A 21,732-nucleotide genomic window follows, 5' to 3' on the forward strand; every position below is an offset into this window, starting at 1 on the left:
CGGGCTTAGCCCAGCAGCGCTTTCGCCTTGCTCACCACGTTCTCCACGGTGAAGCCGAACAGCTCGAACAGCTTCTCCGCCGGGGCGGATTCGCCGAAGGTGGTCATGCCCACCACGTCGCCGTTCAGGCCGACATACTTGTACCAGTAGTCGCTGATACCCGCCTCAATCGCCACGCGGGCACTGACCGCTTTCGGCAGCACGGATTCGCGGTAGGCTGCGTCCTGCTTGTCGAACGCGTCGGTGGACGGCATGGAGACCACGCGGACTTTACGGCCTTCACCGGAGAGCTGCTCGTAAGCGCCCACCGCCAGCTCGACTTCCGAGCCGGTGGCAATCAGAATCAGCTCCGGCGTGCCGTCGCAGTCTTTCAGCACGTAACCGCCGCGGGCGATGTTCGCCAGCTGGGCGTCGGTGCGCTCCTGCTGCGCCAGGTTCTGGCGGGAGAAAATCAGCGCCGCCGGGCCGTCGTTGCGCTCAATGGCGTACTGCCAGGCCACCGCCGACTCCACCTGGTCACACGGGCGCCAGGTGCTCATGTTCGGGGTCACGCGCAGGCTCGCCAGCTGCTCCACCGGCTGGTGGGTCGGGCCGTCTTCGCCCAGGCCAATCGAGTCATGGGTGTAGACGAACACGTTGCGGATTTTCATCAGCGACGCCATGCGCACCGCGTTACGGGCATACTCCACGAACATCAGGAAGGTCGCCGAGTACGGCAGGAAGCCGCCGTGCAGCGCGATACCGTTGGTGATGGCGGTCATGCCGAACTCGCGCACGCCGTAGTGGATGTAGTTACCGGCCGCGTCATCGCCGATGGACTTCGAGCCGGACCACATGGTCAGGTTGCTCGGGGCCAGGTCAGCTGAGCCGCCCAGGAACTCCGGCAGCAGTTTGCCGAACGCTTCCAGCGCATTCTGGGATGCCTTGCGGCTGGCAATCTTGGCCGGGTTGGCCTGCAGCTGGGCGATGAACTTCTTAGACTCCTCGGCCCAGTTGGCCGGCAGCTCGCCGTTGACGCGGCGGGTGAACTCGGCCGCCAGTTCCGGGAAGGCTTTTTCGTAGGCGGCGAACTTCTCGTTCCACGCCTGCTCTTTGGCCTGGCCCGCTTCTTTGGCGTCCCACTGGGCGTAGATGTCCTGCGGGATGTCAAACGGGGCGTGGGTCCAGCCCAGCGCCTTGCGGGTGGCGGCCACTTCGTCATCACCCAGCGGTGCGCCGTGCGCGTCATGGGTGCCGGCTTTGTTCGGCGAGCCGAACGCAATCACGGTTTTGCACATCAGCAGCGACGGCTTGTCAGTGACGCTGCGCGCTTCTTCAATCGCTGCCTTGATGGCGTCCGCGTCATGGCCGTCCACGCCGCGCACCACGTGCCAGCCGTAGGCTTCAAAGCGGGCCGCGGTGTCGTCGGTGAACCAGCCCTCAACGTGGCCGTCAATCGAGATACCGTTGTCATCATAGAAGGCCACCAGCTTGCCGAGCTTCATGGTGCCGGCCAGCGAGCAGACTTCGTGGGAGATACCCTCCATCATGCAGCCGTCGCCCAGGAACACATAAGTCTGGTGGTCAACGATGTCATGGCCCGGACGGTTGAACTGTGCCGCCAGCGTGCGCTCGGCAATCGCCATGCCCACGGCGTTGGCAATGCCCTGGCCCAGCGGGCCGGTGGTGGTCTCCACCCCGGCGGTGTAGCCGTACTCCGGGTGACCCGGCGTTTTGGAGTGCAGCTGGCGGAAGTTTGCCAGCTCATTAATCGGCAGGTCGTAACCGGAGAGGTGCAGCAGGCTGTAAATCAGCATCGAGCCGTGGCCGTTGGAGAGCACAAAGCGGTCGCGGTCAGCCCAGTTCGGGTTGGTCGGGTTGTGGTTCAGGTAGTCGCGCCACAACACTTCGGCGATATCAGCCATACCCATCGGTGCGCCGGGATGGCCGGATTTGGCTTTCTGCACCCCATCCATGCTCAGCGCACGGATAGCATTGGCAAGCTCTTTACGAGAGGACATGTTCAACTCCAGGTCGGATTAAAAAAGCGATCAGGTCAGGCATTTTGTCAGACTCGGCATTAAAACGGCAATCGTTAAAACCATTTGTGAAAGGGATCACAGATTGTCAGCAATTCTGGTGCACTTTTTCGGAAAAATGGTCTATGCCGGCTTCGCCCCATTACTTACCTTAACGTTTTCTTTACGGTTGCGTTATGCTTCGCCCCGGTTCCCTTGTTATGTCACAGGAAAATAACGTTATGAAAATGCGCCCCGCGCTTTTAGCGTTCAGCATGGCCGCCCTGCTGAGCGGTTGCCAGAACATGAATTCCCAGTCTTTGCTGCAATCCGGCACGCAAGCCTACCAGGCAGCCACCCTGAGTGATGAGCAGGTCAAAACCCTCAGCGTGCAATCCTGCGAAGAGATGGACAAAAAAGCACAGATCGCCCCGGCGGACAGCGAATACAGCCAGCGGCTGGCGAAAATCGCCGCTGCGCTGGGTGACAACATCAACGGCCAGCCGGCGAACTATAAGGTGTATGTCACCAAAGATGTCAACGCCTGGGCGATGGCCAACGGCTGCATCCGCGTTTACAGCGGGCTGATGGATCTGATGAACGACAACGAAGTGGAAGGCGTGCTCGGCCACGAAATGGGCCACGTGGCGCTGGGCCACACCCGTAAAGCGATGCAGGTCGCGTACGGCACCACCGCCGCGCGCACGGCAGCCTCCGCGCTCGGTGGCGTCACCGGCGCGCTCTCCCAGTCCCAGCTGGCGGACCTCGGTGAGAAGTTCGTGAACGCGCAGTTCTCGCAGAAGCAGGAATCCCAGGCGGATGACTACTCCTTTGACCTGCTGAAAAAACGCGGCATTGACCCGACCGGGCTGGCCACCAGCTTTGAGAAGCTGGCCAAACTGGAACAGGGCGGCGGCCTTGACTGGCTCAGCGACCACCCCTCCTCTGAAGCGCGCGCCAAACATATTCGCGAGCGCATCGCCGCCGGCAAATAACCGCGGCACAGACGTAAAAAAAGCAGCCACCCGGCTGCTTTTTCTTTGGGCAACATAAAGCGGTTATTCGCCCTTTTTGTCCGCCTGCACGTGGAGCATCTCCAGCGCCAGCGTCGCGGCAGCCAGCGCCGTGATCTCGGACTGGTCGTACGCCGGGGCGACTTCCACGATGTCCATGCCGACGATGTTGATGTCGAGATCTTTCAGGCCGCGCACCAGTTTCAGCGCGCGATCGGAAGTCAGGCCGCCGATCACCGGCGTACCGGTGCCCGGTGCGTGCGCCGGGTCCAGGCAGTCGATGTCAAAGCTCAGGTACACCGGCATATCGCCGACGATCTGTTTCACCTGTGCCAGGATGTCGTCGACGGTGCGGTCGTTGACCTGCGCCGCGTCGAGCACGGTGAAGCCCAGATCTTTGTCGAACTCGGTACGGATGCCGATCTGTACTGAACGGTCGGCATCAATCAGCCCTTCGTTCGGCGCATGGAAGAACATGGTGCCGTGGTCGAATTTGCTGCCGTTGGAGTAGGTGTCGGTGTGCGCATCGAAATGCAGCAGCGCCATTTTGCCGAACTGTTTGGCGTGGGCGCGCAGCAGCGGCAGGGTGATGAAGTGGTCACCGCCGAAGGTCAGCATACGTTTGCCGGACGCCAGCAGTTTCTCCGCATGGGCCTGCAGCTTGTCGGTGAAGTCCTGGGCGTCGCCGAAGTTAAACACCAGGTCACCGCAGTCCACCACGTTCAGGCGCTCGCGCAGGTCAAAACTCCACGGCCAGCGTTTGCCTTCCCACGCCAGGTTTACTGACACCTGACGGATGGCCGCCGGGCCAAGGCGGGAACCGGAACGGCCGGAGGTCGCCATGTCGAACGGCACGCCGGTAATGACCCATTCTGCGTCGCTGTCATACGGCTGGAAGTTTACCGGGAAACGCAGAAAACCAAATGCATTGGAAACCAGAGAGTTATCGGGTTGATGTCCCAAAGTGCTCATCGTTCATCCTCTTTATTAACTACCCCGGCACGGCCGGAGTCCAGGTGTAAAAAAATCCCCTCCCCGCCCGCAGGCGCGCGGCAGAGAGGGGACTGTTATCAGGTTACTCGTCTTCCAGGTAGGTGTAGCCGTACAGCCCGGCCTCAAACTCTTCCAGGAATTCGCTTTGCAGGGCGTCATCCAGATCGGTCTCTTTGACCTGATCACAGAAACGGGCCAGCAGCACTTTCGGGTCAAGCTGCACATATTCCAGCATGTCGGCCACGGTGTCGCCGTCATCGGAATGCTGCACTTCAACATTGCCGTCCGGGAACACAAACACATCCACTGCCGCGGTATCCCCGAACAGGTTGTGCATGTTGCCCAGGATCTCCTGGTACGCGCCGACCATAAAGAAGCCCAGCACCGGCGGGTTTTCCGGGTCGTAAGGCGGCATCGGCATGGTGGCGGCCACGCCGTCACCGTCCACGTAGTGGTCAATGGTGCCGTCGGAGTCACAGGTGATGTCGAGCAGCACGGCGCGGCGCTCCGGCGGCTGGTTCAGCCCTTCCAGCGGCAGCACCGGGAACAGCTGGTCAATCCCCCACGCGTCCGGCATTGACTGGAACAGCGAGAAGTTGACGTAGAATTTGTCCGCCATGCGCTCCTGCAACTCATCGATAATCGGGCGGTGCGCACGGTTGCTCGGGTCAAGCTGCTGCTGGATCAGGTTGCAGATGTTCAGGTAGAGCTGTTCAGCCCAGGCGCGGTTGGTCAGGTCAAGCATCCCGTGCGCATACTGGGTGTGGACGTCATGCAGGTCCATCTGGCTGTCGTGCAGCCATTCACGCAGCGAGCGGCGGTTAGCAGGGTCATGCATCTCCTGCCAGGTGTTCCACAGGCTCTCGAGGGCGCGCGGCGCGTCCTCTGCCGGCGGCATCGGGTCATCCACAAACTCGTTGCGCTCCACGCCGATGACGTTGGACACCAGCACCGTATGGTGCGCGGTCACGGCACGGCCGGATTCGGTGATCACCGTCGGGTGCGGCAGGTTATGTTCATTACAGGCTTCGCCGATGCCCCAGATGACGTTGTTGGCGTACTCATTCAGGCCATAGTTGACCGAGCAGTCAGACTGCGAGCGTGTGCCTTCATAGTCCACGCCCAGCCCGCCGCCGACGTCGAAGCACTGGATGTTGACGCCGAGTTTGTGCAGCTCCACATAGAAGCGCGCCGACTCGCGCACCCCGGTGGCGATGTCGCGGATGTTTGCCAGCTGCGAGCCGAGGTGGAAGTGCAGCAGTTGCAGGCTGTCGAGGCGGCCGGCCTCGCGCAGGGTCTCCACCAGCTTCAGCACCTGAATGGCTGCCAGGCCGAATTTGGATTTTTCGCCGCCGCTGGACTGCCACTTGCCGGAGCCCTGGGAGGCCAGGCGGGCGCGCACGCCCAGGCGCGGCACCACGTTCAGGCGCTCGGCTTCTTCCAGCACCATGTTGATCTCAGACATCTTCTCGATGACCAGATAGACCTTGTGGCCCAGCTTCTCGCCAATCAGCGCCAGACGGATATATTCACGGTCTTTGTAGCCGTTACACACAATCACCGAACGGGTCATGCCGGCGTGTGCCAGCACCGCCATCAGCTCTGCCTTGGAACCGGCTTCCAGCCCCAGCGGTTCGCCGGAATTGATCAGCGATTCAATCACGCGGCGGTGCTGGTTTACCTTGATCGGGTAGACCAGGAAGTAACCGCCCTCATAACCAAAAGAGTCACGCGCGCGTTTGAACGCCGCGTTGATTGAGCGCAGACGGTGTTGCAGGATCTGCGGAAAACAGAACAGTGCAGGCAGGCGCTGGCCATCTTGCTCGCGCAGCTCGTTAACCAGCTCGGCCAGGTCAACGCGCGCCTCCGGCACGTCCGGGTCCGGGCAGACACTGATGTGGCCCCGTTCGTTGACGTCATAATAGTTGTTGCCCCAATAGGCGACATTATAGGTGCGCAGCATTTTGCTGGCATTCTGGTCATTCACGGCAACCTCCTGCATGGAGCGCAAAGAAATGGGTTCGCCCGACAAGGACGGACGGTGGAGCAACATATCATCAGACATCATTTGCCTCTTATTCTGTACTGACAACATGGCCAGCCACTATCACAGTAATAATCGATGAGAACAACCCACACCATGCCCTTCCCCGCAGGATAAAACGCTGCCGGGAAGGCGGTGTAAGGGCGTTAACACCCCTTTAAGTGTAAAACACCTGCTTCAAACCTCGACGTTCGAGGTCAATTATTCCGGCGTCGTGCCGGTCAGACGGAAGTTGAAGCGTCAGAAACGACGTCTTCGGCCTGCGTGGATAACAGCGCAGACAAAAGGTTCAGGGGAGTGATCCAGGCTTACCGGCCCGGGAATCCTGGGTTGCACCCAGAGGGGGATAACACCGTTCAGATGTTGAAGACAAAGAGGAGAGGCAGGTTGCCGTGGCGAGTGACATCACGCGATGCCGCAGCTGCATAAATGTAACAACCGGTAAACAGCGGGTCATTAATCTCACCACCTCCACGCACGCTGCCGGGTTGGCAGCCAAGCCTCTAAGAAATAATTTATTGCGCCGGACGGGTGTCCGATGCGCGCTGGTTATACCGGTATCAGCCTGAAAATGCAAAATGAAAATGTGTGCCGGCGGCTTTCAGGCGACGCCTTGTGCAGCAGCGCGCGCTTTGCCGTAACAACCTTGCAAAAAAAGCACTGGCAATCCGGCCAAAAGCTGACCTAAAATAGCCGTCCAGATGTTAATCCGTCTATCGTGGTTAACCAATGAACTGTTGATCGGCTCGTCTGCGGGCAGTGCGGGATGCATTTCAGACCCGGGGGAGCTGCGCTCACCTCTTATCCGGCATACCCTGTGCCGCACAGTAATTACTTAACCCGTTTCTCAAGGTGAAGAAGATAATGGCTAAACACCTCTTTACGTCCGAATCTGTTTCAGAAGGACATCCGGACAAGATTGCCGATCAGATTTCTGACGCGGTTCTTGACGCTATCCTGGAGCAGGACCCAAAAGCACGTGTGGCGTGTGAAACCTATGTCAAAACCGGCATGGTGATGGTGGGTGGCGAAATCACCACCAGCGCCTGGGTGGATATCGAAGAGATCACCCGTAACACCGTGCGTGAAATTGGTTACGTTCACTCCGACATGGGCTTTGATGCCAACTCCTGCGCCGTATTGAGTGCCATCGGCAAACAATCCCCGGACATCAACCAGGGTGTTGACCGTTCTGACCCGCTGGAACAGGGTGCCGGCGACCAGGGCCTGATGTTTGGTTACGCCACCAATGAGACCGACGTGCTGATGCCGGCGCCGATCACCTACGCCCACCGTCTGGTGCAGCGCCAGGCTGAAGTGCGCAAAAGCGGCATCCTGCCGTGGCTGCGCCCGGATGCAAAAAGCCAGGTGACCTTCCAGTATGACGGCGGCAAAATCGTCGGCATCGATGCCGTGGTGCTCTCCACCCAGCACGCTGAAGAGATTGGCCAGAAAGAGCTGCAGGAAGCGGTGATGGAAGAGATCATCAAGCCGGTTCTGCCTGCTGAGTGGCTGACTTCCGCCACCAAATTCTTCATCAACCCGACCGGCCGTTTCGTGATCGGCGGCCCGATGGGCGACTGCGGCCTGACCGGCCGTAAAATCATCGTCGATACCTACGGCGGCATGGCCCGTCACGGCGGCGGTGCGTTCTCCGGTAAAGATCCGTCCAAAGTTGACCGCTCTGCGGCCTATGCAGCACGTTACGTGGCGAAAAACATCGTGGCGGCCGGGCTGGCTGACCGTTGTGAGATCCAGGTTTCCTACGCCATCGGCGTGGCAGAACCGACCTCCATCATGGTGGAAACATTCGGGACAGAGAAAGTGCCGACTGAGCAACTGACCCTGCTGGTGCGCGAATTCTTCGACCTGCGCCCGTACGGCCTGATTCAGATGCTGGATCTGCTGCACCCGATCTACAAAGAAACCGCCGCTTACGGCCACTTTGGCCGCGAGCACTTCCCGTGGGAAAAAACCGACAAAGCCGCGCAACTGCGTGATGCTGCCGGCCTGAAGTAAGTTTCCATGTGAATGACGACCCCGGCAGGCCACTGCCGGGGTTTTTTATTATTTATTCCCCGGCAGCCCTCTCGTTTATGGCCTATATGAAAACAAAGGCTTTTGCTTCCCGCCTTTTTAACCCGCTTATTTACCCATTAATAAAAAAAGGACATTTTCAGGATTTACCGGCCCTTTGCGTATTTCTCTGATAACTGAAACCGATTACACGCAAAAGTCGCTTATAAAACAGGATATTATAGTTTCCATTTGTAAGCTTTCGTCAAAATCTGATTGCTCTTTCATCGCGCTTCAACGAATAATCTGCGGCGCGCTTTTCGCCCTGTTATTTTGGGGGCGAAGGCTCGATTAATCAGCAATATACCTGGTTATAATAGGTGTAACCGATTACATAAGTGTGATCTGGCGCACTTTATCCGTGAGACTGGGCAAATAACATAGCGACCTAATTAATACATGCCATCTTGGAGGCCCAATGAGTAACATTACGTTAAGCAAAGAAAGGAATGGCTCCAGCGCCAAAATCACTTTCTTTGTTTGTTTTCTTGCCGCACTGGCTGGGCTGCTGTTTGGCCTGGACATCGGTGTTATCGCCGGGGCGCTGCCGTTTATCAGCGATGAGTTTCAGATAACCAACCATCAACAAGAGTGGGTGGTCAGTTCCATGATGTTCGGTGCCGCTGTCGGCGCCGTCGGCAGTGGCTGGCTTAACTTCCGCATTGGCCGTAAATATAGTCTGATGATCGGCGCAGTGCTGTTTGTGGTTGGCTCTCTGGCGTCTGCCCTGGCCCCGAACGTGGACGTGCTGATCATCGCGCGCGTGCTGTTGGGCCTGGCCGTCGGTATCGCCTCTTATACCGCCCCGATCTACCTGTCAGAGATTGCGCCGGAGCGCATCCGCGGCAGCATGATCTCCATGTACCAGCTGATGATTACCATCGGTATCCTGGGTGCCTACCTGTCTGATACCGGCTTCAGCTACACCGGTGCCTGGCGCTGGATGCTGGGCGTGATCACCATCCCTGCCCTGCTGCTGCTGATCGGCGTCTTCTTCCTGCCGGACAGCCCGCGCTGGCTGGCCGCCCGCGGCAGCAATGAAAAAGCGCGCCGCGTGCTGGAGAAGCTGCGTGACACCAGCGAGCAGGCGAAACGTGAGCTGGATGAGATCCGTGAAAGCCTGAAGATCAAGCAGTCCGGCTGGGCACTGTTCAAAAGCAACCCAAACTTCCGCCGCACCGTGTACCTCGGCATCCTGTTGCAGGTGATGCAGCAGTTCACCGGGATGAACGTCATCATGTACTACGCGCCGAAAATCTTCGGCCTGGCCGGTTTCGCCAGCACCACCCAGCAGATGTGGGGCACGGTGATTGTCGGGCTGGTCAACGTACTGGCGACCTTCATCGCCATCGGCCTGGTTGACCGCTGGGGCCGTAAGCCGACCCTGAAGCTGGGCTTCCTGGTGATGGCGATCGGTATGGGCGTACTGGGCACCATGCTGCACCTCGGCGTGGAGACCATGGCCGCGAAATACTTCGCTATCGCGATGCTGCTGATCTTCATCGTGGGCTTTGCCATGAGCGCCGGCCCGCTGATCTGGGTACTCTGCTCAGAGATCCAGCCGCTGAAAGGGCGTGATTTCGGTATCACCGTCTCTACCGCCACCAACTGGATTGCCAACATGATCGTCGGCGCGACCTTCCTGACGATGCTGGACACCCTCGGCAATGCCAACACCTTCTGGGTGTACGGCGCGCTGAACGTGGTGTTCATCTTCATCACCATCGCGCTGATCCCGGAGACCAAAAACGTCTCGCTGGAGCACATTGAACGCAACCTGATGAAAGGCAAAGCGCTGCGCGATATCGGTGCACAAGACTGATTTTCACCGCCTCTGCTGACAGGGCACCCCTCGGGGTGCCCTTTTTTATTGCCCGAAGCGGCCGGGTTGACTATTCTGCCGGTTATGAAACCCGTACGCATCCCGATCGCCCTGCAACAGGCCGTCATGCGCTGCCTGCGTGAAAAATTGCAGCAGGCCAACCAGCAACTCGGCACCGACCACCCGGAGCCGGTATTGCTCTACCAGCAGCGCGGCACGTCGGCAGGCACTGCCTGGCTTGACCGCTGGGAGATCCGCCTCAACCCGGTGTTGCTGCTGGAAAATGAGCAGCGCTTCATCGATGAGGTGATCCCGCATGAGCTGGCGCACCTGCTGGTGCACCGTGTGTTTGGCCGCGTGCCGCCGCACGGCAAACAGTGGCAGTGGATGATGGAGAGCGTGCTTGGCGTCCCGGCGCGGCGCACCCACCAGTTTGAAGTCACCTCCGTCCAGAGCAAAACCTTCCTCTACCAGTGTGGTTGCCAGCACCATGAGCTGACGTTGCGCCGCCATAACCGCGTGCTGCGCAATGAGGCGGAGTACCGTTGCCGCCGCTGCGGCCGCACCCTGCACCCGGCCGGGGATACGCCCGCGTGACCGCGCAGTAAAAACGGCGTTGCTGATTTGCCACCGTGTTACACATCCGTTACTCTCGCACTTTTCCCTTCAGGCAGTTTTGGAATATGTCCCGCAAAATTATCGTTACCCTGCTTCTTACCGGCGCCCTGTTGCCGCAGACCGGCGTCAGCAAAGAGATCAACAATTTCAGCCAGGCCAAAACGGCGGCGGCTAAAATCCACCAGGACGCACCCGGCGATTTCTATTGCGGCTGCAAAATCACCTGGCAGGGCAAAAAGGGCATCCCTGACCTCGCCTCCTGCGGCTATCAGGTGCGTAAAAGCGCCCTGCGCGCCAACCGCATTGAATGGGAGCACGTGGTGCCGGCCTGGCAGTTCGGCCACCAGCGCCAGTGCTGGCAGGACGGCGGGCGCAAAAACTGCGTGAAAGACCCGGTCTACCGCCAGATTGAAACTGACCTGCACAACCTGCAACCGTCCGTCGGCGAAGTGAACGGCGACCGCGGAAACTTCATGTATAACCAGTGGCGCGGCGGTGAAGGCCAGTACGGCCGCTGCGAAATGAAAGTGGACTTCAAAGACAAGAGCGCCGAGCCACCGGCCCGCGCCCGTGGTGCCATCGCCCGCACCTACTTCTACATGCGTGACCGCTACCAGCTGCGCCTCTCCAGCCAGCAGACCCAGCTGTTTGAGGCCTGGAACCGCCTCTACCCGGTCACCGGCTGGGAGTGCACGCGGGACAACCGCATCGCCGCGGTACAGGGCAACCACAACCCCTATGTGCAGCAGGCTTGCCAGCAGCGAAAAGGCTAACCTACACTAGGCATTCCGCGCGCAGGGCCAGGCCGCTGCGCGCCCGTTGCGCCGCACCGCGGCCCCTTTATGCCACACAGGACGTAAAACCCCGTTATGCGTATTCCCCGCATTTATCATCCGGAACCGCTGCACTCCGGCAGCACCCTCACGCTGAGCGATGAGGCCGCCAACCATGTCGGCCGCGTGCTGCGCATGACCGCAGGCCAGCAGCTGCACCTTTTTGACGGCAGCAACCAGGTCTTTCCTGCCGAGATAACCCAGGTGGAGAAGAAAAGCGTACAGGTACGCCTGGGCGCGGGCGTGGAGGAAGACGTGGAGTCACCGCTTGACCTGCATCTCGGCCAGGTGATTTCACGCGGGGAGAAGATGGAGTTCACCATCCAGAAGTCGATTGAACTGGGCGTCAGCACAATTACCCCCCTGTTTTCCGAGCGCTGCGGGGTTAAACTGGACGGCGAGCGGCTGGCGAAAAAGATTCAGCAGTGGCAAAAAATTGCCGTGGCCGCCTGTGAACAGTGTGGCCGAAACCGTATTCCGCTGATCCGTGAGGCGATGACCCTTGAGGCGTGGTGCCGCGAGCAGGATGACAGCCTGAAACTGAACCTGCACCCGCGCGCCAGCCAGAGCATTAACACCCTGCCGCTGCCGGTGAAAAAAGTCCGCTTGCTGATTGGCCCGGAAGGGGGATTATCGCCAGACGAAATCGCCATGACCGCCACGGTAGGCTTTACCGACATCCTGCTGGGGCCACGCGTTTTACGTACCGAAACTACCGCACTCACCGCGATAACTGCACTCCAGGTGCGCTTTGGCGACCTGGGTTAAAGGAGAAAGAATGATCAAGCTCGGCATCGTGATGGACCCGATTTCCTCCATCAACATCAAAAAAGACACCAGCTTCGCCATGCTGCTGGAAGCGCAGCGTCGCGGTTGGGAAATCCATTACATGGAAATGAACGACCTCTACCTGCGCGGCGGTGAAGCGCGGGCGCGCACCCGCCTGCTGAGCGTGGAACAGAACTATGAGCAGTGGTACCAGTTCGGTGGCGAGCAGGACATCCCGCTGCACCAGCTGGATGCCGTGCTGATGCGTAAAGACCCGCCGTTCGATACCGAGTTCATCTACGCCACCTACATCCTTGAGCGCGCGGAAGACAAGGGCACGCTTATCGTCAACAAGCCGCAGAGCCTGCGTGACTGTAACGAGAAGCTGTTCACCGCCTGGTTCCCGGAACTGACGCCGGACACGCTGGTGAGCCGCGACAAGGCACACCTGCGCAACTTCCACCAGGAGCACGGGGATGTGATCCTCAAGCCGCTGGACGGCATGGGCGGCGCCTCGATTTTCCGCGTGAAGCAGGATGACCCGAACATTTCAGTGATCATCGAAACCCTGACCGAGCACGGCAGCCGCTACTGCATGGCGCAGAACTACCTGCCAGCCATCAAAGAAGGCGACAAGCGCGTGCTGGTGGTGGACGGCGAGCCGGTGCCTTACTGCCTGGCACGTATCCCGGCGCAAGGTGAGACGCGCGGCAACCTGGCGGCCGGTGGCCGTGGCGAAGCCCGCCCGCTGAGCGAGTCTGACTGGCAGATCGCCCGCACCGTGGCACCGATCCTGAAACAGAAGGGCCTGATCTTTGTCGGCCTGGATATCATCGGCGATCGCCTGACAGAAATTAACGTCACCAGCCCGACCTGCGCCCGTGAAATCGAAGCCGCCTTCCCAATCTCCATCACCGGTATGTTGATGGATGCCATTGAGAAGCGCCTGGCCGCCCGCTAACCCGCCAGAAAGCCCGGAAACTGGCCGCCTTTTCAGAATGCGGCCAGTGACTTGCTCCGCCGGACACCGCATACTACAGATCGTGTACCCTTTAACCCCGCGAAACCTCCAAACTATAATGAATTTACAGCATCACTTTCTTATTGCCATGCCCTCTTTGGACGATCCGCAATTCAAACGTGCCGTTGTGTATATTTGTGAACACAATGAAGAAGGCGCGATGGGCCTGGTCATTAACAAACCGATTGAGCAGTTCACCGTTGAAGGTGTGCTGGAAAAACTCAATATCGCCCCGGTGGCACGTGACCCTGCCATCCGCCTCGACCGTCCGGTGTTTTCCGGCGGCCCGCTGGCGGAGGATCGCGGGTTCATCCTGCATACGCCGCGTGACAGCTTCGGCTCCAGCATCCTGATTTCTGACCAGACCATGATAACCACCTCCAAAGATGTCCTGGAAACCCTGGGCACCGCTGAACAGCCGGAAGAGGTGCTGGTGGCGCTGGGGTATGCCAGCTGGGAACAAGGGCAACTGGAGAAAGAGCTGCTGGACAACGCCTGGCTGACGTCGGAAGCCAGCGTCGACATCCTGTTCCATGTGCCGGTCGCGGACCGCTGGCGTGAGGCCGGCCGCCGTCTCGGCATCGACATCGCCAGCATCGCCACCCAGGCGGGCCACGCCTGATGAGCCAGCGCACCTTAATCGCCTTTGACTTCGGCACCAAAAGCATCGGCGCGGCCATCGGCCAGGAGATTACCGGCACCGCCCGCGCCCTGCCCGCCTTCAAAGCGCAGGACGGCACCCCCGACTGGCAGAAAATTGAGAAGCTGCTGAAAGAGTGGCAGCCCGATCTGGTGATTGTGGGGTTGCCACTGAACATGGACGGCACCGAGCAACCGCTGACTGCCAGGGCGCGCAAGTTCGCCAACCGCCTGCATGGCCGCTTTGGCGTGCAGGTCGAGCTGCATGATGAGCGCTTAAGCACGGTGGAAGCCCGCGCCCACCTGTTCAGCAGCGGCGGTTTCCGCGCGCTGGACAAAGGCAGCGTCGATTCGGCCTCCGCGGTGGTGATCCTCGAAAGCTGGTTCGAAAACCACTACGGCTGAGATCCGCGGTCAGCGCGCCGTGTGCCTGCCGCCGCACTGACCGCCGGGTGGCGGCGCGTTCCCACCGCGCCTTTCCGCCGCCTCTTTCCCGGTACCTTTTCCTGCTGCCTTTTCCCGCGTCTCTTTAGCCCCTGACCCGCCCGTGACGTTATTCAATGAATATCACCCCATCGGCTTCGCGCTGTTTGCGGTGCTGGGCGAACGTCTGCATCCCGGCCTGCGCGCCGGTCTGTAACAGGCCGGGTAACTGGTGGGTTTTGCCTTCGCGGATCAGGTTGCTCACTGCCGGGGTCAAGGCCAGCACCTCACACAGCGCCGAGCGCCCGCCGCCCGCGGTGGCACACAGCGTCTGTGCCACCACCGCCCGCAGGCTGCCCGCCAGTTGGGCGCGGGCAAAGGCTTTCTCTTCAGCCGGAAACACATCCACCAGCCGGTCTACCGCCTGCGCCGCGCTGCGGGTATGCAGCGTTGCCAGTACCAGATGGCCGGTTTCCGCCGCCGTCAGCGCCAGCCGGATCGACTCAGCATCCCGCAGTTCACCAAGCAGGATCACGTCCGGGTCTTCCCGCAATGCCCCACGCAGCCCCTGGGCAAAGCTCGCGCAGTGCTGCCCGACCTCCCGCTGCTGGATCAGGCAGCGCTCGCTTACGTGCAGGAATTCGATCGGGTCTTCCAGCGTGATGATGTGCCGCGCATGGTGGTGGTTAAGGTGGCCGACCAGCGCCGCCAGCGTGGTGGATTTGCCGCTGCCGGTGGCCCCGGTCACCAGGATCAGCCCATCTTCTGCCGTGACCCACTCCAGCAGCACCGGCGGCACGCCGAGCGCGGCAGGCGTCGGGCAGGCCACCGGCAACGGCCGCAGCGCGGCAGAAAGCCCCCGGCTTTGGTGGAACAAATGCGCGCGAAAGCGCGGCCCGCCCGGCAGGGTGAATGCAGTGTCGAGCTGGCCGTGGGCCGCCAGCGCCTGCCGCTGCCCGGCGTCCAGCCACGCGTCACACCACTGCGCCAGTTGCGCGGCACTCAGCGGCGGGCCTGCCTCCTCACGCCGCAGGCTGCCCTCCTGCCGCCAGATGGGCGGATGTCCGGTACAGAGGTGCAGATCGGAGGCATTATGCTTTACACTAAGGGCCACCCATTCATTGATATCCATGTCACGACGCCTGAGCCACTATGAGTACGATTGAGCACAATCTACAGGATGTTCGCCGCCGTATCGCCGCCGCTGCCGCAGAATGCGGGCGGGATGCCAAAGAAATTACGCTGCTTGCCGTGAGTAAAACCAAACCTGCGAGCGCGCTCGAAGAAGCGATGGCCGCCGGCCAGCGCGCGTTCGGGGAAAACTACGTGCAGGAAGGCGTGGACAAGATCCGCGCCTTTGCCGCCCACCCGCTGGCGGCGGAGCTGGTGTGGCACTTCATCGGGCCGCTGCAATCCAATAAAAGCCGTCTGGTGGCGGAGCATTTCGCCTGGTGCCACACCGTCGACCGGCTGAAGATTGCCACCCGGCTCAACGAGCAGCGCCCCGCCTCGCTGCCGCCGCTCAATGTGCTGATTCAGGTCAACATCAGTGACGAAGCCAGCAAAGCGGGCATTCCCCTGGCGGCGTTACCGGCGCTGGCAGACGCCGTCGCTGCGCTGCCGCACCTGCGGTTGCGCGGGCTGATGGCGATCCCGGCACCGGAAAGCGACTACGCGCGCCAGCTGGCGGTGTTCCGTGAAATGGCGGAGGCGCTGGCGGCGTTGCAGGCGCGCCACCCGCAGGCGGACACGCTGTCGATGGGCATGACAGACGATATGCCTGCCGCGATTGCGGCGGGCAGCACGATGGTGCGCATCGGCACCGCGATTTTCGGCGCGCGGGACTACGGCGCGCCCCAGTGATCTTACCCCTGACGGCGCCGGGATGATGCCCGGCGCGAAACTGACTAAGCGGCATAACCCCAACAAGGAGTCCCATGCAACATCGCAACATTGCCTTTATTGGTGCCGGTAACATGGCGGGCGCCATCGTCGCCGGACTGGTGGAAGGCGGCTACCCGGCCGGCCTGATCAGCGTCTGTGCCCCGTCGGCCTCCCACCGCGATGCCCTGGCGGAACGCTATGGCGTGCACAGCAGCAGCGACAACGCCGCCTGTGCGGCCAGCGCAGACGTGGTGGTGCTGGCAGTGAAACCGCAATTGATGGCCGAGGTGTGCGGCGCGCTGCGCAGTCAGGTGGACTTCAGCGGCAAGCTGGTGCTGTCGATTGCCGCAGGCGTCACGGTGGAACGTTTCTGCGCGCTGCTGGGTGAGCAGCTCAACATCGTGCGCATTATGCCGAATACGCCGTCGCTGGTCGGCAAAGGGATGAGCGGCCTCTATGCCCCGGCGTATGTCAGCCAACAGGATCGGGATTTCACCGCGGCGCTGATGGAGTCCGTGGGCAAGATCTGCTGGGTGGACGATGAGCACGGCATCAATCAGGTGATCGCCGCTGCCGGCAGCGCCCCGGCCTATTTCTTCCTGTTTATGGAAGCGATGCAGCAGGAGATGGAACGCCAGGGCTTCCCGGCGGACAAGGCGCGCCTGCTGGTGCAGCAAGCGGCCAGCGGTGCGGCGGCCCTGGTGGAGGCCAGCCCGGAGGTGTCGCTGGGCACCCTGCGTGAGCGGGTTACCTCCAAAGGCGGCACCACCGCAGAAGCTCTTAACGTCATGAATGAGCAGAAATTGCCGGAGATCGTCGCCCGCGCCATGCAAGCCGCCATCGCCCGCGCTCAGGACATGGAACAACAGTTTTAATCACAGGAACAAGGTAATTTATGCTGACGCTGACTTTTCTGGTCAAAACCCTGGTCGACCTCTACGTGATGGTGCTGCTGCTGCGCATCTGGATGCAGTGGGCGCGCACCGATTTCTATAACCCGTTTTCCCAGTTTGTGGTGAAGATCACCCAGCCGGTGGTCGGGCCGCTGCGCCGCGTGGTGCCGTCCCTCGGCCCGGTGGACAGCGCCTCGCTGCTGCTGGCGTTCCTGCTGATGACCATCAAGTACCCGCTGCTGCTGTTGATCCAGGGCGGCGGCATCTCGCTCAGCCCTTACAATCTGCTGTTTGGCCTGATCTCAGTGCTTAAATCGGCCGGCTATCTGGTGTTCTGGATGATCATTATCCGCTCGATCATGAGCTGGGTCAGCCGCGGCAGCGGCCCGATGGACTACGTCCTGATGCAGCTGACCGAGCCGCTGATGGCACCGATCCGCCGCGTTATCCCGGCAATGGGCGGCATCGATTTTTCCGCGATGGTGGTGGTGCTGATCCTCTATATGCTCAACTACTTGGGCATGGATCTGTTTGGGCAGCTCTGGTTCCTGCTGTGAGTGCAGTGACCGCGCAACTGGACGGGCTGGTACTCAGGCTATATATTCAGCCAAAATCGAGTCGCGACCAGCTTGTCGGGTTGCATGGCGATGAACTGAAAGTCGCCATCACCGCCCCACCGGTGGATGGGCAGGCCAATGCCCATCTGGTGAAATTTCTCGCCAAACAGTTCCGGGTGGCCAAAGGCCAGGTTCTCATCGAAAAGGGTGAGCTTGGCCGCCACAAACAGGTCCGCATTATTGCACCGCAGCAGATCCCGGCTGAGGTGGCCGCGCTGCTTGTCTCCTGATGCCGTCCCGGCGGCATCCCTATTTAACGCAGGATACCCCATGCAAAAAGTTGTTCTCGCCACCGGTAACGCCGGCAAAGTGCGCGAGCTGGCCCATCTGCTGGCCGAGTTTGGCCTGGATGTGGTCGCCCAGACCGATCTGGGTGTTGAGTCAGCGGAAGAAACCGGCCTGACCTTTATTGAAAACGCGATCCTCAAGGCGCGCCATGCGTCGCGCATCACCGGCCTGCCGGCGATTGCCGATGACTCCGGGCTGGCCGTGGACGCCCTCGGCGGCGCGCCGGGCATCTACTCCGCCCGTTATGCCGGTGAAGACGCCAGCGACCAGCAGAATCTGGAGAAGCTGCTGGTGGCGCTGCGTGACGTGCCTGCCGGGCAGCGCCACGCCCAGTTCCATTGTGTGCTGGTCTATTTGCGCCACGCCGATGACCCGACGCCGCTGGTCTGCCACGGCAGCTGGCCGGGTGAAATCACCTTCGCCGCCGAAGGCACCCACGGTTTCGGCTACGATCCTATTTTCTTCGCGCCGGAAGCGGGCAAAACCGCCGCCACCCTGACGCGTGAAGAGAAGCGCGCCATTTCCCACCGTGGCCGCGCGCTGTCACAACTGCTGGATGCCATGAAACATGCATAACCTGCCGCCGCTCAGCCTCTATATCCATATCCCGTGGTGCGTGCAGAAATGCCCCTACTGCGATTTCAACTCCCACGCCCTGAAGGGCGAGGTGCCGCATGACGACTACGTCGCGCACCTGCTGGCGGATCTGGACATGGACGTGCCTGACGTTGCAGGACGCACCCTCAGTACGATTTTCATCGGCGGCGGCACGCCGAGCCTGCTGAGCGCTGAAGCGATGCAGACGCTGCTGGACGGCGTGCGCGCCCGCCTGCCGCTGGCCGCTGATGCGGAAATCACCATGGAAGCCAACCCCGGCACCGTCGAGGCTGACCGCTTCAGCGGCTATCAGCGCGCCGGGGTGAACCGTATTTCGATTGGCGTGCAGAGTTTCAGCCCGGAGAAACTGACGCGCCTCGGCCGCATCCACGGGCCGGACGAAGCCAGGCGCGCCGCCCGGCTGGCGGAAGGCCTGGGCCTGCGCAGTTTCAACCTCGACCTGATGCACGGCCTGCCGGACCAGACGCTGGAAGAGGCGCTGGACGATTTGCGCCAGGCAATCGCCCTCAACCCGCCGCACCTGTCGTGGTACCAGCTCACCATCGAACCCAATACGCTGTTTGCCTCAAAGCCGCCGGTGTTGCCGGATGATGACGCGCTGTGGGACATCTTCGAAAAAGGGGATGAACTGCTTACCGCGGCGGGCTACCAACAGTATGAGACGTCGGCCTACGCCAAGCCGGGCTACCAGTGCCGGCACAACCTTAACTACTGGCGCTTTGGTGACTACCTCGGCATCGGCTGCGGCGCACACGGCAAGATTACCCTGCCGGACGGCAGCGTGACCCGCACCAGCAAAACACGCCACCCGCGCGGGTATATGCAGGGGCGTTATCTGGATAAACGCCATGTGGTGGCCGCGGCTGACATGCCGTTTGAGTTCTTTATGAACCGCTTCCGCCTGCTGGAGCCGGCCCCGCGCGCCGAGTTCAGGGCCTTTACCGGCCTGCCGGAGAGCGTGGTGCGCGCCCCGCTGGATGAGGCGCTGGCGCAGGGTTACATCACTGAAACCGCCGATGCCTGGCAAATTACGCCGCACGGCAAGCTGTTTTTGAACTCGCTGCTGGAGCTGTTCCTGCCGGACGAGGCGTAAGCCGCACGAAACAAAAACGGGCGCTCTTCAGCGCCCGTTTTTTATTGCCTCGCGTTCACGCTATTTCAGGCTGCTGAGCAGCCCGGCGCGCTGGTTTTCCAGTGCCGTGACGCGGTTACAGACTTCGTGGCCGAACTGGCTGAAGTCCTGCTCCTGATTGCTCCACTCCGCCTGGATCGCCTGTTGCAGGCCGCCCAGGTTGCCCATCACCGCCTGCAACGGGTTGCTGTCCGAGGCACCGGCCGCCTGTTTGACGCCCATTTCGTTCAGGCTGTCCTGCAGGACGCCGCCCATGCTCTGCTGCACGATGCGTTTGCCGTCCTCTTCGACCTGCGAAATCGCCTGATGGTGGAACACCAGGCCGCCGTTGCGGTGCTCAAGGATGCGGTTCATCTGCTGCTTGAGCTGGTCGTTCAGGGTGCTCAGGCGGGTGCGCACGTTGCTGTCGCTGCCGAGCTGCTCCACGATCACCTTGTCCAGCGCCACGCGCGCCTTCTCCAGATGCTGCTGCGCACCGGTGTCGATCCACGGCAGGTCACGGCGCAACGCGCCCTGATAATCCACCGCTTTCTGGCGTTGCAGCGTGTCCAGGTCCATCAGCTTGCCGTTGTTGTTGATATCACCGGTCGGCGAAATGGTGAAGTTGCCGCTGGCCCCCACCACCTGCACCGTTTGCGGGGTGATGACGATGTCATCCTGCGGTTTGACGTTACATTGGTACGCCGCCTGCGCCTGCACGGCAGTCAGCAACGCGGCGGCACACAGGCCGTTTTTTAATGCGGTTTTCAGTTTCATCGTTCTCCCTCTCCTGTCGCCCCCAAGGCGGCAGATTAAAAAATTGAGCGCCCAATCCGCTGCGCCAGCTGTTCTAAGGCAGCGGTGCCGGCCAAAGAGTTCCCTGCCGGATCGAGTTCCGGCGACCATACGGCGATACACATCTCGTCCGGCACCACGGCGATGATGCCGCCGCCGACGCCGGATTTGCCCGGCATGCCCACGCGGTAGGCAAATTCCCCTGCCCCGTTGTACATGCCGCACGTCACCATCAACGCGTTGATCTGCCGTGCCTGGCGCGGTGACAGCAGCGCCGTCTCTGACGCCAGCGGCCGCCCCTGGTTCGCCAGGTAGACGAAGGTGCGGGCCAGTTCACGGCAACTCATGCGCAGGGCACAATAATTAAAATAGGTCTGAAGTACCGAAAGTACCTCATTCTCGAAGTTGCCGAAGGATTTCATCAGATAGGCAATGGCCGCATTGCGGTCACTGTGCTCGAACTCCGAGCGCGCCACGCGGGTGTCGTAGACCAGGTCACCCTGCCCGGCGAGTTGCCGCACCACTTCCAGCATCCGCTGGCGCGGGGCGCTGAGGCGGGTCTGCAACATGTCGCACACCACCAGCGCGCCGGGGTTGATGAACGGGTTGCGCGGCTTGCCCTGCTCCAGCTCCAGCTGCACCAGCGAGTTAAATGGCTGGCCCGACGGCTCCTTGCCGACGCGCTGCCAGATCTCATGCTCCTGATAACGCGTCAGCGCCAGCGTCAGGCTCAGGACTTTGGAGATCGACTGGATGGAGAAGCGCTCCGTGGCGTCCCCGGCATAATACTCCCGCCCGTCAACGGTACAGATCGCGATGCCCATCCGGTCAGCCGGCACTTCCGCCAGCGCCGGAATATAATCCGCGACCTTGCCCTGCCCAATCAGCGGCCTGACCTGGCGCACAATCTCCTCCAGCAGGGCGTTGTCCAGTTCTGTCATCACCTTGGGTGCTCCGCGCACGTTACGTCTCCCTCGCCATACTTCTCTCTTTTACCCCACACGGCCGGTACGTTCATGCCGCGGGCCGTTACGTTAATGCCGGGTATTGTACCTGTCTTCGCCCGGCGAATGCGTTGCTGAATCTTTCTTATTTTTTTCTGTTAAACCTCCGGTGGTTTTGCCGGCCACTGACTCGTTTCAGCTAAAGTTGAATATTCTTAGCAACTTATAAAAATAACGGAAAATCAGCCAGATAACCCTTAAGAGTTATCAAACAGCGAACTTGATCTGCATCAATAAGTGCCGCCGCCAACGCGTTATCGTGAGCGCAATAAATA

Annotated in this window: 22 protein-coding genes; 15 read left to right on the forward strand and 7 right to left on the reverse strand. The window is 60.9% G+C overall.

Annotated elements, in window-relative coordinates; all coding sequences use genetic code 11:
• Positions 1-5 precede the first annotated feature (5 nt).
• Entirely contained in the window at positions 6-2,000 is a 1,995-nt protein-coding gene (tkt, locus tag JK232_RS21485) for a transketolase (protein ID WP_212589687.1), read from the reverse strand.
• A gap of 239 nt (positions 2,001-2,239) precedes the next feature.
• On the opposite strand from tkt, the gene loiP reads away from it, so the two are divergent.
• Positions 2,240-2,992, forward strand: coding sequence for a metalloprotease LoiP (gene loiP / locus JK232_RS21490; RefSeq protein WP_212589688.1), 753 nt, complete (start codon positions 2,240-2,242; stop codon positions 2,990-2,992).
• A 63-nt stretch (positions 2,993-3,055) separates the two neighbouring features.
• Here loiP and speB read toward each other — a convergent pair whose 3' ends face one another.
• The 3 genes from speB to JK232_RS23140 form a co-directional block, all read right to left on the reverse strand.
• Positions 3,056-3,982 carry an agmatinase gene (speB, locus tag JK232_RS21495; RefSeq protein ID WP_072927373.1) on the reverse strand — a complete coding sequence of 309 codons (927 nt, stop codon included), beginning with the start codon at positions 3,980-3,982 and terminating at the stop codon, positions 3,056-3,058.
• A 103-nt stretch (positions 3,983-4,085) separates the two neighbouring features.
• Positions 4,086-6,068: a biosynthetic arginine decarboxylase gene (gene speA, locus JK232_RS21500; RefSeq protein ID WP_101858361.1), complete on the reverse strand. Its 1,983-nt coding sequence runs from the start codon at positions 6,066-6,068 to the stop codon at positions 4,086-4,088.
• 268 nt (positions 6,069-6,336) lie between these two features.
• The gene (locus JK232_RS23140; protein ID WP_476739106.1) at positions 6,337-6,504 is read right to left on the reverse strand and encodes a hypothetical protein; all 168 of its coding nucleotides are present in this window, start codon (positions 6,502-6,504) and stop codon (positions 6,337-6,339) included.
• 407 nt (positions 6,505-6,911) lie between these two features.
• On the opposite strand from JK232_RS23140, the gene metK reads away from it, so the two are divergent.
• From metK to ruvX, 8 genes are all read left to right on the forward strand, one after another.
• The gene (metK, locus tag JK232_RS21505; RefSeq protein ID WP_072927371.1) at positions 6,912-8,066 is read left to right on the forward strand and encodes a methionine adenosyltransferase; all 1,155 of its coding nucleotides are present in this window, start codon (positions 6,912-6,914) and stop codon (positions 8,064-8,066) included.
• 475 nt (positions 8,067-8,541) lie between these two features.
• Positions 8,542-9,945 (forward strand): sugar porter family MFS transporter, encoded by a 1,404-nt coding sequence (locus tag JK232_RS21510; RefSeq protein WP_072927369.1) that lies wholly within the window; start codon positions 8,542-8,544, stop codon positions 9,943-9,945.
• 84 nt (positions 9,946-10,029) lie between these two features.
• Positions 10,030-10,542: a SprT family zinc-dependent metalloprotease gene (locus tag JK232_RS21515; protein WP_072927367.1), complete on the forward strand. Its 513-nt coding sequence runs from the start codon at positions 10,030-10,032 to the stop codon at positions 10,540-10,542.
• Positions 10,543-10,628: 86 nt separating this feature from the next.
• Complete coding sequence (endA, locus tag JK232_RS21520; protein ID WP_072927365.1) at positions 10,629-11,336, forward strand: deoxyribonuclease I; 708 nt, start codon at positions 10,629-10,631, stop codon at positions 11,334-11,336.
• 96 nt (positions 11,337-11,432) lie between these two features.
• Complete coding sequence (rsmE, locus tag JK232_RS21525; RefSeq protein ID WP_212589689.1) at positions 11,433-12,164, forward strand: 16S rRNA (uracil(1498)-N(3))-methyltransferase; 732 nt, start codon at positions 11,433-11,435, stop codon at positions 12,162-12,164.
• 10 nt (positions 12,165-12,174) lie between these two features.
• Entirely contained in the window at positions 12,175-13,125 is a 951-nt protein-coding gene (gshB, locus tag JK232_RS21530) for a glutathione synthase (RefSeq protein ID WP_072927362.1), read from the forward strand.
• A 118-nt stretch (positions 13,126-13,243) separates the two neighbouring features.
• Positions 13,244-13,807, forward strand: coding sequence for a YqgE/AlgH family protein (locus tag JK232_RS21535; RefSeq protein ID WP_072927360.1), 564 nt, complete (start codon positions 13,244-13,246; stop codon positions 13,805-13,807).
• Complete coding sequence (gene ruvX, locus JK232_RS21540) at positions 13,807-14,229, forward strand: Holliday junction resolvase RuvX (RefSeq protein ID WP_072927359.1); 423 nt, start codon at positions 13,807-13,809, stop codon at positions 14,227-14,229. Before JK232_RS21535 ends, ruvX begins: the two co-directional genes overlap by 1 nt.
• A gap of 148 nt (positions 14,230-14,377) precedes the next feature.
• Here the strand turns inward: ruvX and JK232_RS21545 are convergent, their stop codons facing one another.
• Positions 14,378-15,379, reverse strand: coding sequence for a type IV pilus twitching motility protein PilT (locus JK232_RS21545; RefSeq protein ID WP_212589690.1), 1,002 nt, complete (start codon positions 15,377-15,379; stop codon positions 14,378-14,380).
• Between the two features lie 20 nt (positions 15,380-15,399).
• Between JK232_RS21545 and JK232_RS21550 the strand changes: the two genes are divergently transcribed.
• The 6 genes from JK232_RS21550 (at position 15,400) to hemW (ending at position 19,640) form a co-directional block, all read left to right on the forward strand.
• Positions 15,400-16,110, forward strand: a complete 711-nt coding sequence (locus JK232_RS21550) for a YggS family pyridoxal phosphate-dependent enzyme (protein WP_072927355.1) — start codon at positions 15,400-15,402, stop codon at positions 16,108-16,110.
• A gap of 74 nt (positions 16,111-16,184) precedes the next feature.
• On the forward strand, positions 16,185-17,006 hold the full coding sequence (proC, locus tag JK232_RS21555; protein ID WP_072927353.1) for a pyrroline-5-carboxylate reductase: 822 nt from the start codon (positions 16,185-16,187) through the stop codon (positions 17,004-17,006).
• A gap of 20 nt (positions 17,007-17,026) precedes the next feature.
• A complete protein-coding gene (locus tag JK232_RS21560) occupies positions 17,027-17,581 on the forward strand; it encodes a YggT family protein (protein ID WP_072927351.1) in 555 nt (184 codons plus the stop codon).
• Positions 17,578-17,871: a DUF167 family protein YggU gene (gene yggU / locus JK232_RS21565; protein ID WP_072927350.1), complete on the forward strand. Its 294-nt coding sequence runs from the start codon at positions 17,578-17,580 to the stop codon at positions 17,869-17,871. The genes JK232_RS21560 and yggU overlap by 4 nt, the downstream gene beginning before the upstream one ends.
• A 40-nt stretch (positions 17,872-17,911) precedes the next feature.
• Positions 17,912-18,505 (forward strand): RdgB/HAM1 family non-canonical purine NTP pyrophosphatase, encoded by a 594-nt coding sequence (rdgB, locus tag JK232_RS21570; protein ID WP_072927348.1) that lies wholly within the window; start codon positions 17,912-17,914, stop codon positions 18,503-18,505.
• Positions 18,498-19,640 (forward strand): radical SAM family heme chaperone HemW, encoded by a 1,143-nt coding sequence (gene hemW, locus JK232_RS21575; protein ID WP_072927346.1) that lies wholly within the window; start codon positions 18,498-18,500, stop codon positions 19,638-19,640. Before rdgB ends, hemW begins: the two co-directional genes overlap by 8 nt.
• 60 nt (positions 19,641-19,700) lie before the next feature.
• On the opposite strand, the gene JK232_RS21580 is transcribed toward hemW, so the two are convergent.
• The gene (locus tag JK232_RS21580) at positions 19,701-20,435 is read right to left on the reverse strand and encodes a YggN family protein (protein WP_072927344.1); all 735 of its coding nucleotides are present in this window, start codon (positions 20,433-20,435) and stop codon (positions 19,701-19,703) included.
• Between the two features lie 35 nt (positions 20,436-20,470).
• A complete protein-coding gene (gene glsB / locus JK232_RS21585) occupies positions 20,471-21,397 on the reverse strand; it encodes a glutaminase B (protein ID WP_072927342.1) in 927 nt (308 codons plus the stop codon).
• Positions 21,398-21,732: the final 335 nt, after the last annotated feature.

Origin of the sequence: Nissabacter archeti, from assembly GCF_018257325.1 — a bacterium.
Taxonomy (GTDB): Bacteria; Pseudomonadota; Gammaproteobacteria; order Enterobacterales; family Enterobacteriaceae; genus Chimaeribacter; species Chimaeribacter arupi.

Bases quoted from the DNA above. Each gene is read 5' to 3' on its own strand.
- ruvX (WP_072927359.1), top strand. From the start codon at position 13,807: ATGAGCCAGCGCACCTTAATCGCCTTTGACTTCGGCACCAAAAGCATC.
- metK (WP_072927371.1), top strand. From the start codon at position 6,912: ATGGCTAAACACCTCTTTACGTCCGAATCTGTTTCAGAAGGACATCCG.
- rsmE (WP_212589689.1), top strand. From the start codon at position 11,433: ATGCGTATTCCCCGCATTTATCATCCGGAACCGCTGCACTCCGGCAGC.
- JK232_RS21550 (WP_072927355.1), top strand. From the start codon at position 15,400: ATGAGTACGATTGAGCACAATCTACAGGATGTTCGCCGCCGTATCGCC.
- JK232_RS21560 (WP_072927351.1), top strand. From the start codon at position 17,027: ATGCTGACGCTGACTTTTCTGGTCAAAACCCTGGTCGACCTCTACGTG.
- tkt (WP_212589687.1), bottom strand. From the start codon at position 2,000: ATGTCCTCTCGTAAAGAGCTTGCCAATGCTATCCGTGCGCTGAGCATG.
- JK232_RS21510 (WP_072927369.1), top strand. From the start codon at position 8,542: ATGAGTAACATTACGTTAAGCAAAGAAAGGAATGGCTCCAGCGCCAAA.
- proC (WP_072927353.1), top strand. From the start codon at position 16,185: ATGCAACATCGCAACATTGCCTTTATTGGTGCCGGTAACATGGCGGGC.
- speA (WP_101858361.1), bottom strand. From the start codon at position 6,068: ATGTCTGATGATATGTTGCTCCACCGTCCGTCCTTGTCGGGCGAACCC.
- JK232_RS23140 (WP_476739106.1), bottom strand. From the start codon at position 6,504: ATGACCCGCTGTTTACCGGTTGTTACATTTATGCAGCTGCGGCATCGC.
- speB (WP_072927373.1), bottom strand. From the start codon at position 3,982: ATGAGCACTTTGGGACATCAACCCGATAACTCTCTGGTTTCCAATGCA.
- rdgB (WP_072927348.1), top strand. From the start codon at position 17,912: ATGCAAAAAGTTGTTCTCGCCACCGGTAACGCCGGCAAAGTGCGCGAG.
- JK232_RS21580 (WP_072927344.1), bottom strand. From the start codon at position 20,435: ATGAAACTGAAAACCGCATTAAAAAACGGCCTGTGTGCCGCCGCGTTG.
- endA (WP_072927365.1), top strand. From the start codon at position 10,629: ATGTCCCGCAAAATTATCGTTACCCTGCTTCTTACCGGCGCCCTGTTG.
- loiP (WP_212589688.1), top strand. From the start codon at position 2,240: ATGAAAATGCGCCCCGCGCTTTTAGCGTTCAGCATGGCCGCCCTGCTG.
- JK232_RS21515 (WP_072927367.1), top strand. From the start codon at position 10,030: ATGAAACCCGTACGCATCCCGATCGCCCTGCAACAGGCCGTCATGCGC.
- gshB (WP_072927362.1), top strand. From the start codon at position 12,175: ATGATCAAGCTCGGCATCGTGATGGACCCGATTTCCTCCATCAACATC.
- hemW (WP_072927346.1), top strand. From the start codon at position 18,498: ATGCATAACCTGCCGCCGCTCAGCCTCTATATCCATATCCCGTGGTGC.
- JK232_RS21535 (WP_072927360.1), top strand. From the start codon at position 13,244: ATGAATTTACAGCATCACTTTCTTATTGCCATGCCCTCTTTGGACGAT.
- JK232_RS21545 (WP_212589690.1), bottom strand. From the start codon at position 15,379: ATGGATATCAATGAATGGGTGGCCCTTAGTGTAAAGCATAATGCCTCC.